The sequence below is a fragment of the Actinomycetota bacterium genome (assembly GCA_040881665.1).
Taxonomy (GTDB): Bacteria; Actinomycetota; UBA4738; order UBA4738; family HRBIN12; genus JBBDWR01.
This window is the reverse complement of sequence record JBBECT010000004.1, coordinates 548,257-563,861: the sequence shown is the minus strand read 5'-3', so window position 1 is coordinate 563,861 and position 15,605 is coordinate 548,257. Positions and strand designations below refer to the sequence as shown.

Sequence of the window (15,605 nt, the reverse complement as noted above, 5' to 3'; positions counted from 1 at the left end):
ACGATGAGCACCGACGCCGGACTCCGACGCAGGCTTCCATCGGTCGACGCACTCCTGCGCTCCGAACCGGGACGGCGGGCGGCTGATGAGTTGGGGCGTCCGCTGTTGAAAGCCGCGCTCGCGCAGGTGCTCGCCGAGGCGCGTTCTGCCGCCGCCGACGGCGTCGACCCGCCCGGCGAGGACGTCCTGCTCGGACGCGCCGCCCACGTGGCCTCGATCGTGGCGACGGGGCTGCTCCCGGTGATCAACGCCACGGGCGTCGTCCTCCACACCGGGCTCGGACGCGCGCCCCTGCCGGAGGACGCGATCTCGCACGCGATGCTCGCTTCCGGGTACGGCGATCTGGAGATCGATCGCGAGACGGGACGCCGGGGGAAGCGCAGCACGCGAGCCGAGCGGATCCTCACCGCGATCACCGGTGCGGAAGACGCTCTCGTCGTGAACAACTGCGCGGCGGCGCTGCTGCTGACCCTCGCGGCGCTCGCGCGACGCAAGGGGGTGCTCGTCTCCCGCGGCGAGCTGATCGAGATCGGCGGGGAGTTCCGGATCCCCGACATCATGAAGGCGTCGGGTGCGAAGCTCGTCGAGGTCGGGACCACGAACCGCACGCGCGCAGCCGATTACCGCGCCGCGATCGACGCGTCGACTGGGCTCGTGCTCAAGGTGCATCCGAGCAACTACCGCGTCGTGGGGTTCACCGCGTCCCCCGCGACGTCCGATCTCGCGACGATCGCCGCCAAGGCCGGCGTGCCGTTCGTCCACGATCTCGGCTCGGGCCTGCTCGATCGACTTCCCGGCGTCCCGAAGGAGGAACCGAGCGCCGCCGGATCGCTCGCCGCGGGCGCCGACCTGGTGACCTTCTCGGGCGACAAGCTCTTGGGTGGGCCCCAGGCGGGGATCGTCCTGGGCCGCGCCGACCTCGTGGACAAGCTCCGCCGACACCCGATCGCGCGGGCCGTCCGCGTCGACAAGATGCAGGTCGCAGCCCTCGAGTCGGTGCTGCTGCTGCACGCGCGGGGTCGTCACGACGAGCTGCCCGTGTGGCGCATGCTCCGCGAGAGCGCCGACGTGGTGCACGATCGAGCACGCCGGCTCGCAGAGTCCCTCGATGGCGAGCTCGAGGGAGCGCACGTACAGAAGACCGAGGCCGCGGTCGGCGGCGGCTCGGTCCCGGGACAGGCACTCCCCTCGTGGGGGGTCGCGGTGCGCCATCCGAACCCTCCGAGCCTCGCCGCACGGCTCCGGACAGCGCGTCCATCGGTGTTCTGCAGGATCGAGGAGCAGCACGTGCTGCTCGACTGCCGGACCGTGTTCGACGAGCAGCTCCACGACATCGCGCGCGCGGTGCTCTACGCACTGGAGCTCGATGAGTTCCCCGACGACGAGGAGCCCTGACCGGCCGGTGGCCGAGGCCGCGCTGCGCGTCGTCGCCACGGCGGGACACGTCGACCACGGCAAGTCCTCCCTGATCGTCCGGCTCACCGGGATCGACCCCGACCGCTGGGAAGAGGAGAAGCGCCGCGGTCTCACGATCGACCTTGGATTCGCCTGGTGCGCGCTGCCGTCTGGTCGCGAGATCGGGTTCGTCGACGTTCCCGGTCACGAGCGCTTCATCCGGAACATGCTCGCCGGGGTCGGCCCGGTGCGTGACGTGCTGTTCGTCGTCGCCGCGGACGAGGGATGGAAGCCACAGTCCGAGGAACACCTCGAGATCCTCGACCTGCTCGGAGCGCGCGGCGTCGTCGCGCTCACGAAGGCCGACCTCGTCGACGAAGAGACGCTCGCGATCGCACGCGACGAGGTTCGCGAGCGAACGCGCGGCACCGTGCTCGCCGATGCTCCCATCGTGGCGTGCTCGGCCGCGACCGGCGCGGGACTCGATGATCTCCGCGCAGCGCTGGACGAGCTCGTCGGCCGCATCCCAGCGGACGGCGCGGCGATCGAGGACGTGGATCGGGCGCGCCTGCACGTCGATCGCGTGTTCACGATCAGGGGGGCGGGAACGGTCGTCACGGGAACCCTCACCGGCGGCGCACTCACCGTCGGCGAGGAGGTGGAGCTGCTCCCGGACGGTCGCCGTGCCCGGATCCGTGGCTTGCAGAGCCACGAACGGCAGATCGAGCAGGCCGTCCCGGTCTCGCGCGTGGCGGTGAACCTCGCGGGGGTCGATCGCGACGACGTCGAGCGAGGAGCGGTGCTCACGCGGCCCGGAGCGTTCGCCGGCACCGCCGTCGTCGACGTCCGGCTGACCCCCGTGCGCTCCCTGTCGCACCCGATCACCGCGCGGGGGGCCTACAAGGTCTACGCCGGCGCGGCGGAGATCGACGCGCGGCTCCGACTGCTCGGTTCCACGCGGCTCGATCCCGATGGAACCGCGTTCGCACGCCTGCACCTTGCGCGGCCGCATGCGTTCGCCCCCTTCGATCTGCTCGTGCTGCGCGAGGCGGGTCGTCGCGAGACCGTCGCCGGAGGCCGGGTCCTCGATCTGCGTCCGACGCGCGCATCGGCGGCCGACACCGTGGCACGGCTCGAACGTCGAGACCGCGCCCGGGCGGCCGGCCTCCCGGAGCTGTTGCTGCGCGAGCGCGGCGCGATCCGAGCCGACGACGCAGAGCTGCTGACCGGGGTACCCGGCATCGGAGGTCCCTGGCTGATCGACGACGATCTGCGAGCCGAGGTGCACCGGGACGTGACGGCGCAACTGGAGGCGTTCCACCGCGCGAACCCCCTGCGTGGGGGGGACGAACTCTCCGCGGTTCGTGCGACGACGACGGCTTCGCTCGCGCGCCACGGCGGTCCGAGGGACCGCGATCTCGCTGACACGATGCTCGACGAGCTCGCCGAGGACGGCACGATCGTGCGGTCGGCCACCGCCGTACGGCTCTCGGCGCACACCGTCGCGCTCGACGAGACCGACCCGCGGCTCACGGAGCTGATCGCCGCGGTGGGGAGGCACCCCGAGCAACCGCCCACCGTCAAGCAGCTCGTCGCCTCGGGGACCCCTCCCGAGTTGATCGACGCCGCGGCGGCATCGGGGGCGGTCGTCCAGGTTGCCCCGGACCTCGTCTTTGTTCCCTCGTTCGTGGACGAAGCGACACGCGCGGTTCGGGCAACCCCCGAGGGGATCACCGTGAGTGGATTCCGAGAACGGCTCGGCACCTCACGCAAGTACGCCGTTCCCCTTCTGGAGTTCCTCGACCGGACCGGAGTCACGCGCCGCGACGGGGACCTGCGGTTCCCACGCTCCGGAGATCGATCAGCCGGGTGAGCCCTCGTCCTCGTCCACACGTGCCACGAGCGTGACCTCGACGGGAGCTCCGAGCGGAAGCTCGGCCACCCCGATCGCCGCCCGTGAGTGGGTACCGGCCGCGCCGAGCACCTCGGCGAGCAGATCGCTCGCGGCGTTCGCGACGACGGACTGGCCCGTGAAGCCCGGTGCGGACACCACGAACACCGAGACCTGGAGCACCCGACGGATCCTCTCGAGGGAACCGAGCTCGGCGCGCAACGCGGAGAGGGTTTGCAGCACGCATCGGCGCGCGGCTTCCTGCGCCCTCTCGACCGGGACGTCGGCGCCGACACGGCCCGGGTGCAGGATCGCCCCATCGATCAGCGGGACCTGTCCGGAGACCGACGCCAGGTCCCCGTCGCGCGCGACCGGGACGTAGGACCCGACCGCCCCGGGCGGATCGGGAAGCTCGATCCCGAGCTCGGCGAGACGTTCGTCGATCGACATCCCCGGAGCATAGCCGGGGCCCGTCAGCCGGCCTGCAGCTCCCGCAGGTCGCGCTGGCGGAGCACCGCACGGCGCTCCATCTCGTTCAGCCCACCCCAGACGCCGTGTCCCTCGCGGGTTCGGAGCGCGTACTCGAGGCACTCCTCGCGGACCGGACACCGCCCGCAGAGGGCCTTCGCCTTGCGCTCTCGTTCATCCTTCTGACCGCGGCGCTCGAAGTAGCTGGGGGCGAAGAACCAGGTGGCATCCTCCCCCTTGCAGGCAGCGAGCTGGCGCCACCTGTCGTCCCACGCGGCGTGAACCTGCCCGGCCATGCGGTTCGGACCTCCTCGGGCGCGCGGAAACGCCCCTTCATGCACTTGTTCGCGGAAACCGGGGCGCCCGGATTCGTCGGACCGCGACCGCCCACCGACCTTGGGCTATGCGCCCGCCGGTGACGGCTGCCCGTCCGGGCCGGTCACGTCGGCCTCGAGGTCGGAGGCATCGTCGGCGACCGGCTCCACCGCGAGGACCAACCCGTCTACCCGGCGAACACGGACGCGCGTTCCCTGCGGGATCTCGCCTTCGATCGCCTTTCCGCGCCACATCGTGCCCTTCACGTAGACCCCCCCGACCGGGTTGAGATCGTTGCGCGCCTCGCCGACGAGACCGATCAGCCCCCGCTGCTGGGTCGAGATGCGATCCCGGGATTGGATCGCGACCGTGAGCGCGAACCCGTAGTAGAGGACGGACGCGACCGTCATCGATCCGATCAACCAGGGCGAGAGATCGATCAGGTCGGACACGCCGCCGAACACCAGCAGCGACCCGAGGACGAAGACCGCGAGCCCGGACCACGTCCGCCACCCGAGGGATCGAAGCTGCACGTCGAGCACCAGCAGACCCACGCCCGCGAGGAGCACGACCAGGCCGAGCGGGTTGAAGGGAACGAGGAACAGTCCGTAGATCGCGAGCGCGAGGGAACCGAGTCCCGCGAACCCCGCGAAGCCGAATCCCGGCTGCGTGACCTCGAAAGCCACGCCCGCGAGACCGAGACACAGCAGCAGGTAGATCGCCGAGGGCGAGATCATCGCGTGCAACACCCGTCCGAACGGTCCGAGGTCGCGGAACGTCCACAGGACCGGCTCGTCCACGCCCTCTTCCTGCGCGAGTGCCGTCTCGAGCGTGACCGGGCCGGCGGCGGTGCCGACCTCGAGCCCATCGATCACCTCGAGCAGCGCCGGGATCGACGGCGCGGCCTCCTGCGCGAGGTTCAGGTCGAGGGCGTCCTGTCCCGGGACCGCCCCGGTCAGCGCGGACAGTGCGGGGGCCTGGCCCTTGTCGAAGTCGGCGTACCAGCCAGAGACGATCCCGTCGGCGTCCTCCACGACGCGTTCGGGACGGGCGAGGTCGACCGGCTCGAGCGGGCCGGTCGCCGAGCCCGGCGAGATGGCCGCGACGCTCGAGGCGGCCATCAGCAGCAGGGCGCCGCCGCGCACGCTCGAGGGAACGTCGCCGTTCCAGACGACGACCGGCACCTCGGCCTCGTGGATCCGCTGGGCCAGCGCCAAGGCGTCGACGTCGAGGGTGCCCGAGGAGTCGAGCTGGAGCACCAGGGTGCTCCCGGACGCCTCGGCGTCGGCGAGCTCACCGAGGAGGAAGTCGGTGAGCACCCGGTCGAGAGCGCCGTTCACCTTCACGACCTCGACCGTGGGAACTTCACCGGGATCGGGAGCGTCGTTCTGACCGGCGGCCGGCGAACCCAACGCGCACAGGAAGGCGAACACCAACAGGAAGAGCGAGCGGCGGCGCATGCGCCCATCGTAGCGAGCGGGCGCGATGTGCCACCCGCGTCAGAAGCCCTTGCGAGGTCTATCCTTCGAGTCAACCCCGATGGCGAAGCGGACGGAACCCCGGCTCTCCCGTCGTCCGGCGTCGCCGGGCGCGCCGTCCGACGACCTCTGGCGGCCGAAGCCGGGTGGCCGGTCCCCTTCCGGGCCCCGCGATCCGGACCGCCCTCGCCCGCTCTTCTACATCGTGATGCCGTTCCTGTTCGTCCTCACGATCCTGCTGTGTGCGGGGGTCATCGCGCTGATGGTCGCTCCCGCGATCATCGGCGCGGACGCGACGGTGAAGGGGATCAACGAGCGCCTGCGGATCGAGGGGTCGACGTTCCGCAGGCTGCCCGCGCCCCCACAGCGCTCGACGATCTACGCGAGCGACGGGACGACCGAGCTCGCCACCGTGTACCTGACGTTCAACCGCGAGATCGTCCCGCTCGAGGAGATCCCGAAGAAGGTGCAGAACGCGGTGCTCGCGATCGAGGACCGCGACTTCTACGAGCACCGCGGCGTCGATGCGGAGTCGGTGTTCCGTGCGTTGATCGCGAACATGTTCTCGGGCCGGATCGTCCAGGGCGGCTCGACGATCACCCAACAGCTCGTGAAGACGACCCTGATCACCAAGAATCAGTCACCGCGCGCCGGGGCTGCCGACGACACGTACGCGCGGAAGCTGCAGGAGGCCGGACTCGCCCTACGGATGGAGGAGAAGTACACGAAGAAGGAGATCCTCGAGCTCTACATGAACGAGGTGTTCCTCGGGAACGGCGTGTACGGGATAGGCACGGCGTCGGAGTTCTACTTCGACCGACCGCCGAAGAAGCTCTCCCTCGGTCAGGCGGCAACGCTCGCGGGCATGATCGCGCGCCCGGAGGACTACGATCCGCTCGACCACCCGAAGGCGGCCCGCAGGCGCCGCAACGTCGTCCTGCAGACGATGCTCGCCGAGGGCATGACCACCCAGAAAGAGGTCGCCGCGGCGCGTAAGAAGGCGGTCACCGTGGCACGCGGCGCCGGCGAGGCCGAGGACGACAAGGAGCCGTTCTTCGTCACCTACCTGATCCGCGAGATCCTCGACGAGGGCAACGACCACTACGACGTGTTCGGGGAGACCGCGGACCAGCGCAAGCGCACCCTGTTCCAGGGTGGCCTCGACGTCGTGACGACCTTCGATCCGAAGTGGGAGCGGATCGCCCAACAGGCCGCACAGCGCCACATGAGCCCGTCGCGCAGCTTCCCGGACACCGCGATCGCGACCGTCGACACCGAGACGGGCGCCGTTCGGACGTTGCTCTCGGGCAAGGACTACGAACGCGATCAGGTCGACCTGGTGACGACGGGCCACCCGACCGGCTCGTCGTTCAAGCCATTCACGCTGATGGCCGCGTTCCGCCAGAACATCCCGCCGACGAAGACCTACTCGGGCAGTTCGCCGATGAAGCTGAAGGCGTGGGCCACGTCCAACGCGTGCGGCTGCGTACAGAACGCGGAGGGTGGCAGCCAGGGAACGCTCTCGCTCAAGGCGGCCACGGCCGCGTCGACGAACGTGATCTTCGCCCAGCTCGCCGAGGACGTGACGCCCGAGGCGATCGTGGACGCCGCGCGTGACGTCGGTGTGGAGTCGGACCTCCCGGCAGTGGAGTCGGTCACGCTCGGCGCAGGATCGACATCACCGCTCGAGATGGCGTCGGCCTACGCGACGTGGGCCAACGAGGGCGTGCACTGCGCGCCGTACGCGGTGACATCGGTCTCGCGCGGCGAGGACGCGTTCTTCCGCAACCGGCCGAGCTGCGAGCGGGTGATGCCCGAGGAGATCGCGAACACGATCACCGACGCGCTCGTCGGGGTCATCAACGGAGGCACCGGCAGCGCGGCGGCGCTCGGATCGCGGCCGGTCGCGGGCAAGACCGGGACCTCGCAGGAGAACAACAACGTGTGGTTCGTCGGCTACACCAAGCAGCTCGCGACCGCGGTCTGGGTGGGGTTCCCGGGCAACCAGAAGTCGATGGTGGGCTACTTCGGCGGGGAGTCGGTCTACGGCGGCACGATCGCGGCGCCGCTATGGCAGGAGTACATGGAGAAGATCACCGGGGATTTGCCGGTCGAGCCGCTGGACACATCGACGAGCATCGGACCCACCAGGGTCCCGAGCGTCGTCGGAATGGCGCAGGGCGCCGCGCTCGAGGTCCTCGACAACGCACGGTTCCGCTCGGTGACGACCGAGACGGTCGATTCCTCCCTCGAGATCGGCACCGTGGTCAGCATGTCGCCCGCGGGCGACACGGAGGGCCCGACCTCCACGTTCGTGACCCTGTACGTGAGCTCCGGCGAGAAACCGAAGGGCGAGAACAAGCTCCTGGAGGTGCCGTACCTGCTGGGCGCGAACGGCCAGCGGGCACGGGCGCTCCTACGCAGGCAGGGCTTCAAGGTCAAGATCGAGTACGTGAAGGTGCGGCAGGAGGAACGCGCCGACATCGTGCTACGACAGGATCCGGACACCGGCGAGCTGGTCGAGAAGAAGACCAAGGTGTTCCTCACCGTCGGCCAGCTGCGCGGCGGGGACGGGGACTGACGAACGGGCTCAGGCGCCGAGCTTCGCCTTGACCTTCGCCTGTACCGCGTTGCCGTCCGCCTTGCCCTTCGCCTTGGCCATCACGGCGCCCATGACCGCGCCCATCTCCTTGAGCGAGGTGGCGCTGGTGGCGGCGATCGCCTCGTCGATGATCGCGTCGAGCTGCTGTTCGGTCAGCTGCTCGGGGGCGTAGTCGGCGAGGGCCTCGCGCTCGCTCCGTTCCTTCGCGACGAGCTCCTCGCGGCCGGCCGCCGAGAAGGCCTCGATCGATTCGCTCCGGCGCTTGACCTCACGGGCTGCGACCTCGCGGACCTCGTCGTCGGAGAGATCGTGCAGGACGTCTTTCTCACGGTTCGTGATGCCGGCCGAGAGCATCCGCAGCGCGCCGAGACGTACCTTGTCCCCCGCCTTCAGTGCTTGTTTGATCTCGGCGTCGAGTCGCGTCTTGAGCTCCGAGGTGGCCACGTAGACTCCCTGCTGGATGGTGGTCTGGTGGATCCTGCTCGCCCTCGTCGTCGCCGGCGCCCTGTGCGTCGCCTACGGCGTGCTGATCGAGAGGCGCTGGTACCGGACCGTGCGCTACCGACTCGACATCCTACCCACCGGTACCGCGCGGACCCCGAAGGCCGGGACGTCGGCGCCGCTCACCGTGCTGCATCTGTCGGACCTGCACTTCGCGCGAGGCGACCGCCGCATGACGGCCTACCTCGCGCGTCTCCCGCAACCGGATGTCACCGTCGTCACCGGCGACCTCGTGGGCGAGCCGGAGGCCGTCGAGGCGGTCGTCGGGGCGCTCCGCCCGGTGCGCGGCAGGGTGGCCTCCTACTTCGTGCTCGGATCGAACGACCACTTCGTAACCCCGCGGTGGGTGTCCCTCAACTGGCTGAAGTACTTCTCCAAGACGCGCACGCTCCGCGTCGCGCGTCGCGGACGGGCGCCGGAACTGATCGCGGCGCTCGAGGCGGACGGATGGACCTCGCTGCGGAACGAGCGCATCGTCACCGATCTCGCCGGCATCCCGGCCGAGGTGGTCGGCCTCGACGATCCGCACATCGCCTGGCACGACCTGCGCGTGGCACCCCGGCGAGCGGCCGACCGATTCGGGCTCGCGATCGTCCATTCGCCCGACGCGGCCCCGGAGCTGGCCGCGCTCGGCTACGACCTGATCCTGTCGGGCCACACCCACGGTGGCCAGGTGCGGCTGCCCCTGGTCGGCGCGCTCGTCACCAACTCCGTGATGCCGACACGTCTGGTCTCGGGTCTGATCCGCTTCGGACCCAGCTACCTGTACACCTCACCGGGGATCGGCACGAACCGGTTCGCTCCGTTCCGGTTCCTGTGTCGTCCCGAGGTCGCGTATCTCGACCTGCAACCGTCCGCGGGAAGGACGAGCGGAGAACGGTCTCAGGCCGTCACGCGCTCGTAGACGCGCTCGTAGCCCTCGATCATCGCGCGCTTGGAGAACCGCTCGCTCACACGGGAGCGACACACCACGGGATCGATCTCACCGATGTGGCGGAGCCGATCGGCCGCTTCGTCGGCGTAGCCGTCGACGCTCACGATGAATCCCGTCTCGCCGTCCGCGATCACCTCCGGAACCGACCCGCGTCGCGTGGCGATCACCGGCGTGCCACAGGCCATCGCCTCGGTCATCACGAGGCCGAACGGCTCCTCCCAGTCGATCGGGAACAGCACGGCGCGGGCTCCGGACAACAGGTCGACCTTCTCCTCGTGGGTCACCTCACCGAGCACCTCGATGTCGTCACCGAGCAGTGGAGCGATCACGTCGTTCCACTCCTGTCGTTCGGTCTCGCTGGCGACCTTGACAGCGCAGACGAGCGGCATCCCCGCGGCCCTGGCCGCTTCGATCGCGCGTGCCATCCCCTTCTCCGGCGCGGTACGGCCGAGGAAGAGCAGGTAGTCCTGCTTCTCGGCGCGTAGCGGATACATGTCGAGATCGATGCCGTTGTAGACGACCCCGGCGGAGCGGAGCTCGGGCATCTGCGCGCGTTGCGCCTCGCTGATCGCGACGAACCAGGCTCGGTCGGCAACCTGCTCATAGATCCTGCGGACGTGATCGAAGAACGCGGTGTGCAGCGTGTGGATGACCGGCACGGGCGTCTGGACGGCCGCGACCAGCGTCGACCACCACGGGTGGACATGCAGCACGTCGAAGCGAGAGGGATCGCGCAGGGCGAAGGCAGCGTGCACGGCGTCGTGCCAGATCGAGTTGATCGCCTCCGGGCCCGGCGCGACCGGGAACACCGACTCGAGCCGAGCGAGCGTCGTGGAGTCACCGGGGGCGAACAGCGTCACATCGTGCCCGTGCTCGACGAGACCGTCCGCGAGCAGCGAAACGACCCATTCGATGCCCCCGTACCCCTTGGGGGGAACGGCGAGCCAGGGAGGAGCGATCTGGGCGATCCGCATCGTTCGAGCACCTCGCTTACGGTCGACGCGGGCACCGGGCACCGCGGGCGGAGTGCAAGCCTACCCACGGCGCAGCGCCCTCCGACCGAGCGGCTAGACTGGACCCTTCGGGACGTGGCGCAGCTTGGTAGCGCGCAGCGTTCGGGACGCTGAGGTCGCGGGTTCAAATCCCGCCGTCCCGACCCGGAACCTCGCACGGGGGGCGCCCATGGTGCCCCCCGTTGCGCTTTCCGATACGCATGACCGCAAGGGGCCTGACCAGGCGTGATCCCGCCCGGAGAGGCTCAGCGCCCGCTTCGGTGCGCCCGAGTGCATCCATCTGCGCAGGTCAGAAGGCCTTCTGAGCAGAAACGTTTGACGCCCCCAGGACCGGCGGGTAGCCTCGTCGGTGGCTGCTACGGCAGCCATTTTCCTTACTTATGCCGCATACAAAGAACAACGCCCGCGGACGGATCGGCAGGCTGATCGCAGCCGCCGCCCTCGTCCTCTCCGTCCTCGTCGTGGTTCCAGCGACGTCTTCTGCCGTCCCCACCGAGGACGCGATCGAGGACGCGAAGGCCCGCTACGCCGAGCTTAACCAGGAGCTCTCGCGCCTGGTGGAGGAGTACAACGCCGCTCGGGTCGAGCTGGACCGCATCGAGGGGGCGCTCGACGAGGCCAGGGACGACGAGATCCGAGCGACCGCCCAGGCCGGCGAGGCGATCGAACTCCTCGAAGGCCGCGTGACCGGGGCGTACATGGAGGCGGGTTCCGAGCTCGAGGTCCTCTTCGAGGCCGGCGACTTCGGGGACTTCTCCGACCGGCTCGAGTTCCTCGACCAGCTCCAGCAGCAGGACGCCGACCTCGCCGCCGAGGCGGAGAACGCCAGCCAGCAAGCGCAGTGGGCCCAAGACGAGCTCGACGGGATGATCGAACGCCAACGCGAGCTGCAGGAATCGAACGTGCAGAAGCAGAACCAGATCAACAGCGCGATCGAGGCCCAGCGCGACATGATCTCCGACCTCGAACAGCAGCTCCAGCGCGAGCAGCAGCTCGCGCGCGAGGCCGCACAGGCGGCAGCCGAAGCCGCCCTCGCCGGGGACGGAGGGGACGGAGGCGGAGCACCGGCCCCCCCCTCAGACGGCGGCGGGAACCCCCCGATCAACGGGACGGGCGCGGCGGCGGCGGTGTCCGCCGCCAAGAGCGTGCTCGGGACCCAGTACGTATGGGGAGGCGCGAGTCCATCGGGGTTCGACTGCTCCGGCCTCACGATGTGGTCGTGGGCGCACGGGGGCGTCTCGCTCCCGCACTCGTCCTCGGCCCAGTACGCCGCGACCCCGCGCGTCGACCGCGGCAGCGTGCAGCCCGGCGACCTGCTCTTCTTCTACTCGCCGATCTCCCACGTCTCGATGTACATCGGCGGCAACGCGATGATCGACGCGAGTCATCCGGGCCCCGGCGGACAGGTCAAGATCCAGTCCGTGTACTGGGGCAGCTACGTCGGCGCCGGACGCCCCGGCTAGCCTCCTCAGCGGGTCAGCCGAACGTGACCGTTCGTGCCGATCGCCTCGACGTCCCAGTGCGTGCCGAAGGCGTGCATCCCGTGTACGAACACCCGCCCGATCTCGTCGGGGACGTGCGGATCGACCGTGAGCGCTCCGTCGCGGGCCCCCAGGCCCAGCATCGAGCGGATGAACAGGAACGGCGCCCCCGTCGCCCACGCCTGCGGACTACAGGCGGTGGGATACGGAACGGGAAACCGCCCGATGTCGCGACCGAACCCCGAGAACGCCTCCGGTAACCGGTACTCGAGGAATCCGGCGGCCTCGAGGAGGGCCATCGCGACGCGGTTCGCCTCGTCCCGGAACCCGTAGCGGGCGAGCCCGTCCACGATGATCGAGTTGTCGTGGGGCCAGACCGTTCCCAGGTGGTAGCCGATCGGATTGAAACCGGCATCCGCCGTCGACAACGTGCGGATCCCCCAGCCCGAGAACAGCTCGTCGGACAGCAGCTGCCGCGCGACCACGGGAGCGCGCTCCGCGGTCACGATCCCCGACCAGAGGAGGTGGCCCATGTTCGAGGTGCGTGAGTCGATCCTGCGCTTGTCGCCGTCGAGCCCGATCGCGTAGTAGCCGCCGTGTTCTGAGACCCAGAACGCGTCGTTGAACCGCCCCTTCAGCGTCTCCGCCTCGCCGCGTAGCTTCGCGGCGAAATCGGTCGAGCCGTAGAGCACCTCGGCCATCTCGGCGACACGCTGCTTCGCGTCGTACACGTACCCCTGCACCTCGGCGATCGCGATCGGAAGGAACGGGATCGACCCGTCCGCGAACTGCACGCCGTTCCACGAATCACGCCAGCACTGGTTCCCGAGCCCCTGGAGCGAGCGCGTGCCGTACTCGAGGAAACCGTCGCCGTCGCGGTCGCCGTACTGCGCGATCCAGTCCAGCGCGTCGGTCACCTGATCCCACAGGCTGCGTACGAAGTCGTCGTCGCCGGTCCAGCGCCAGTACTCCGACAACAGCACGAGCCACAGAGGCGTGGAATCCACGGCGCCGTAATAGGGGCTGTGTGGCTTCATCCCGAGGACCGTGAGCTCGCCCGTGCGCCCCTCGTGCAGGATCTTGCCGGGCTCCTCGTCCTTGAAGTCGTCGACCTCCCGCCCCTGCAGCAGCGCGAGCGCGCCGATCGCGCCGCGCGCGAGCTGCGGGCCGACCCAGATCGACTGATAGGAGGACAACAGGGTGTCGCGCCCGAACAGCGTCATGAACCAGGGCAGACCGGCCGCCGGAAGGACGAAATCCTTGCCACGGAACGTGCCCGTGATGCGGAGCGCCGCCAGGTCTTCGACGGACTTCGCGAAGACGTTGGTCAGCAGGGGGGACTCCGAGGAGAACCGAGGGACCGAATCCATCCACATCACGAGCGGATCGTCCTCGGCCAGGTCGCGCTCCTCGCCGAACCTCCCGTGCGAGGGCTCGAGCACCTGTCCGCCCGCCGTGACACGCACGCGCAGCTCCGTTCGCCAATGATCGTTCGGCGCGATCGTGGCGTGCCACACGAGATCCGTTCCCTGGAACTCGCAGACCGACTCGGTGTGAAGATGCGTCTCGGCGCGGAACCCGTCGTGCTCGTAGCGGAACACGATGCTCCGGTTCGGCTCCTCGACCTCGACGGTGGTCTCGGCGGAGCGATCGCGCACCGCCGCCTTCATCTCGAACAGGTCCGCGAAGTCCACGCCCGCGGCGAGCCGGATCTCCACCTGCACCGGCTCGTGCGCGTAGCTGTGCACCGTGATGCTCTCCCGGACACCGTCGCCCACGAACCGCTGCCTGCGGATCGCGAGCGTGTTCTGCGGAAGCCCCGGCAACTGCGGGTTCGCGAGGAAGAAGCTCGCCGAGTAGTAGTCGACCGTGTGCGACCGCAGCACCGTCGGCGCGACGCCGTTGACGGTGAACAGCCACGTGCTGAGGAAGCGCGTGTCGTTGTGGACCAGCCCTCCGACCGACCCCGCCGGCACATCGCCGCGCTCGTCGGAGTACATGAACGTCCGGCCCTCCAGGATCGCGATCGCGTCGTTGCCGAGCTCGGGCGGGGCCTTGTCGCGCTTGGCGCTGGGAACGCCCGCCGCCTCGGCCTCTCCCGGCAGCGGATCCGCAGGGGTGGGACGCGGCCCGTCCGGTGAAGGCTCGTGACGCATCGGACGGTCGTGCCCGGTCGCGGACGAGGGGGTCACGAGGTAGGGAACGGCGGAGAGCTCGTCCGATCCTCCGGCGATCGGTGACGGCCCGTCGGGGGCGGCATCCAGGTCTGCGAGCCGGGTGTCGGCCTGGTCGACGAGTGCGTCGTTCCCGATCGCCGAAGCCTCCTCGCGGGCCTGGACGAGGAGCTCGCGCGCCTGCCGGCGACGGTTCGAGAGCTGTTCGGGTTTGGCGTACTTCAAGCGTTCGTCGGCCTTGATGATGAGCTCGAAGATCTCGTTCGGTTCCATCCGTCGGGTCGCCGTCCTCCCGGTCGTCGGCAGCCCTCCATCGTTCGGGAAGGCGTGCGCATCTTCTCCTACCGCCGGAGAACCGTCGAACGGACGCGCTAGCGATCGATCGCCGCAAGTGGAAGCAACGCCGACGCCTCGGATTCGATCTCCGCACGATCGGCGAGCAGGTCCAACCAGGCGGCGGGCAGACCCGCGCGCCCCACACGAGCCCCGACCAACGCGCCGGCGACGGCCGCGTTCGTGTCGGTATCACCGCCGAGCGCCACGACCCGGCGCAGTGATGCCTCGAAGTCCTCGTCGTCGCGCAGCGCTGCCTGCAGCGCGACCCCGGCGGTGAACAGACAGAAGCCCATGTCCGGTCCGTCGATCCGTCGCTGGGTGCCGGCGGCCTCGACGAGGAACTCCAGTTCTTCGGCTCCTTCCCGGTCCTCGACCGCGACGAGAGCTCCTTGCACCGCTTCGAGCACGGTGTCGCCGCGGACGAACGCGGCGGCGGCGAGCGTGACCGCCGTGACCGCCGTTCGGCATCGCTCGTCCCAGTGGGTGATCGCCGAAAGCGCCGGGGCGAGCTCGTGGAGCAGGTTCGGGCGGTGCGCGTAGGCGACGCCGAGCGGACCGCAGTACATCACCGAGCCGTTCCCGGCCGAGACCTCGGGGCCGCGCCGCTCCCAGACCTCGCGCGCCGCCGCGTCTTCCGGGAGGCCCGGCTGGACGCGCGAGAGCACCTGCCGGGTAAGCGTCCCGACGTCAGGAGGCTCGGTCCGCAGCCAGCCCGCGTGCCTCGAGAGGACATCCGCCGTGTCGAGCCCGCCGCGTTCGGCGAGCGAGCGCGTCAGGTTCCGCGCCATCGCCGTGTCGTCGGTAGTCGTTCCGGGCGGAAACCCCATCCACGGCCGCTCGAACGCCGGGACCGGATCCGGGATCGCATCGGCCCGGGTGAACTCGAACGGAGTCCCGAGAGCATCGCCGAGTGCCAACCCGAGAACGCTGCCCACCGCCCGGTCCTTCCATGCGTCACTCATCGAGGCGGATGCTAGCCGCTCGACGCCGCCGCGGGCGGTGTCTGCGCAGGTCACG

General features: G+C 69.9%; 12 protein-coding genes and 1 tRNA gene. 6 read left to right on the top strand and 7 right to left on the bottom strand.

Going from position 1 to position 15,605, the window contains the following annotated elements:
* The first annotated feature begins 3 nt into the window (after window positions 1-3).
* The gene (gene selA / locus WEF05_03725; GenBank protein ID MEX1101005.1) at window positions 4-1,395 is read left to right on the top strand and encodes an L-seryl-tRNA(Sec) selenium transferase; all 1,392 of its coding nucleotides are present in this window, start codon (window positions 4-6) and stop codon (window positions 1,393-1,395) included.
* Window positions 1,396-1,402: 7 nt separating this feature from the next.
* The gene (gene selB, locus WEF05_03720; protein ID MEX1101004.1) at window positions 1,403-3,268 is read left to right on the top strand and encodes a selenocysteine-specific translation elongation factor; all 1,866 of its coding nucleotides are present in this window, start codon (window positions 1,403-1,405) and stop codon (window positions 3,266-3,268) included.
* On the opposite strand, the gene WEF05_03715 is transcribed toward selB, so the two are convergent.
* The 3 genes from WEF05_03715 to WEF05_03705 all read right to left on the bottom strand — a co-directional run bounded on the left by WEF05_03715 (window position 3,257) and on the right by WEF05_03705 (window position 5,529).
* Window positions 3,257-3,736, bottom strand: coding sequence for a RidA family protein (locus WEF05_03715; GenBank protein MEX1101003.1), 480 nt, complete (start codon window positions 3,734-3,736; stop codon window positions 3,257-3,259). The genes selB and WEF05_03715 overlap by 12 nt on opposite strands.
* 23 nt (window positions 3,737-3,759) lie before the next feature.
* A complete protein-coding gene (locus WEF05_03710) occupies window positions 3,760-4,050 on the bottom strand; it encodes a WhiB family transcriptional regulator (GenBank protein MEX1101002.1) in 291 nt (96 codons plus the stop codon).
* 105 nt (window positions 4,051-4,155) lie between these two features.
* Entirely contained in the window at window positions 4,156-5,529 is a 1,374-nt protein-coding gene (locus tag WEF05_03705; protein ID MEX1101001.1) for an NfeD family protein, read from the bottom strand.
* Window positions 5,530-5,608: 79 nt separating this feature from the next.
* Here WEF05_03705 and WEF05_03700 point away from each other — a divergent pair, with 79 nt between their 5' ends.
* Entirely contained in the window at window positions 5,609-8,128 is a 2,520-nt protein-coding gene (locus WEF05_03700; GenBank protein ID MEX1101000.1) for a transglycosylase domain-containing protein, read from the top strand.
* 9 nt (window positions 8,129-8,137) lie between these two features.
* On the opposite strand, the gene WEF05_03695 is transcribed toward WEF05_03700, so the two are convergent.
* A complete protein-coding gene (locus tag WEF05_03695; protein ID MEX1100999.1) occupies window positions 8,138-8,593 on the bottom strand; it encodes a GatB/YqeY domain-containing protein in 456 nt (151 codons plus the stop codon).
* 16 nt (window positions 8,594-8,609) lie between these two features.
* Between WEF05_03695 and WEF05_03690 the strand changes: the two genes are divergently transcribed.
* Window positions 8,610-9,554, top strand: a complete 945-nt coding sequence (locus WEF05_03690) for a metallophosphoesterase (GenBank protein MEX1100998.1) — start codon at window positions 8,610-8,612, stop codon at window positions 9,552-9,554.
* On the opposite strand, the gene WEF05_03685 is transcribed toward WEF05_03690, so the two are convergent.
* Window positions 9,533-10,558 (bottom strand): glycosyltransferase family 4 protein, encoded by a 1,026-nt coding sequence (locus tag WEF05_03685; protein MEX1100997.1) that lies wholly within the window; start codon window positions 10,556-10,558, stop codon window positions 9,533-9,535. The genes WEF05_03690 and WEF05_03685 overlap by 22 nt on opposite strands.
* A 108-nt stretch (window positions 10,559-10,666) precedes the next feature.
* On the opposite strand from WEF05_03685, the gene WEF05_03680 reads away from it, so the two are divergent.
* Window positions 10,667-10,740 (top strand) — tRNA-Pro (locus WEF05_03680).
* Window positions 10,741-10,977: 237 nt separating this feature from the next.
* On the top strand, window positions 10,978-12,060 hold the full coding sequence (locus WEF05_03675; GenBank protein MEX1100996.1) for an NlpC/P60 family protein: 1,083 nt from the start codon (window positions 10,978-10,980) through the stop codon (window positions 12,058-12,060).
* A gap of 5 nt (window positions 12,061-12,065) precedes the next feature.
* On the opposite strand, the gene WEF05_03670 is transcribed toward WEF05_03675, so the two are convergent.
* Together WEF05_03670 and WEF05_03665 are read right to left on the bottom strand one after the other, a co-directional pair.
* Complete coding sequence (locus tag WEF05_03670) at window positions 12,066-14,525, bottom strand: glycogen debranching N-terminal domain-containing protein (GenBank protein ID MEX1100995.1); 2,460 nt, start codon at window positions 14,523-14,525, stop codon at window positions 12,066-12,068.
* A 98-nt stretch (window positions 14,526-14,623) separates the two neighbouring features.
* Entirely contained in the window at window positions 14,624-15,550 is a 927-nt protein-coding gene (locus WEF05_03665; protein ID MEX1100994.1) for an ADP-ribosylglycohydrolase family protein, read from the bottom strand.
* Window positions 15,551-15,605: the final 55 nt, after the last annotated feature.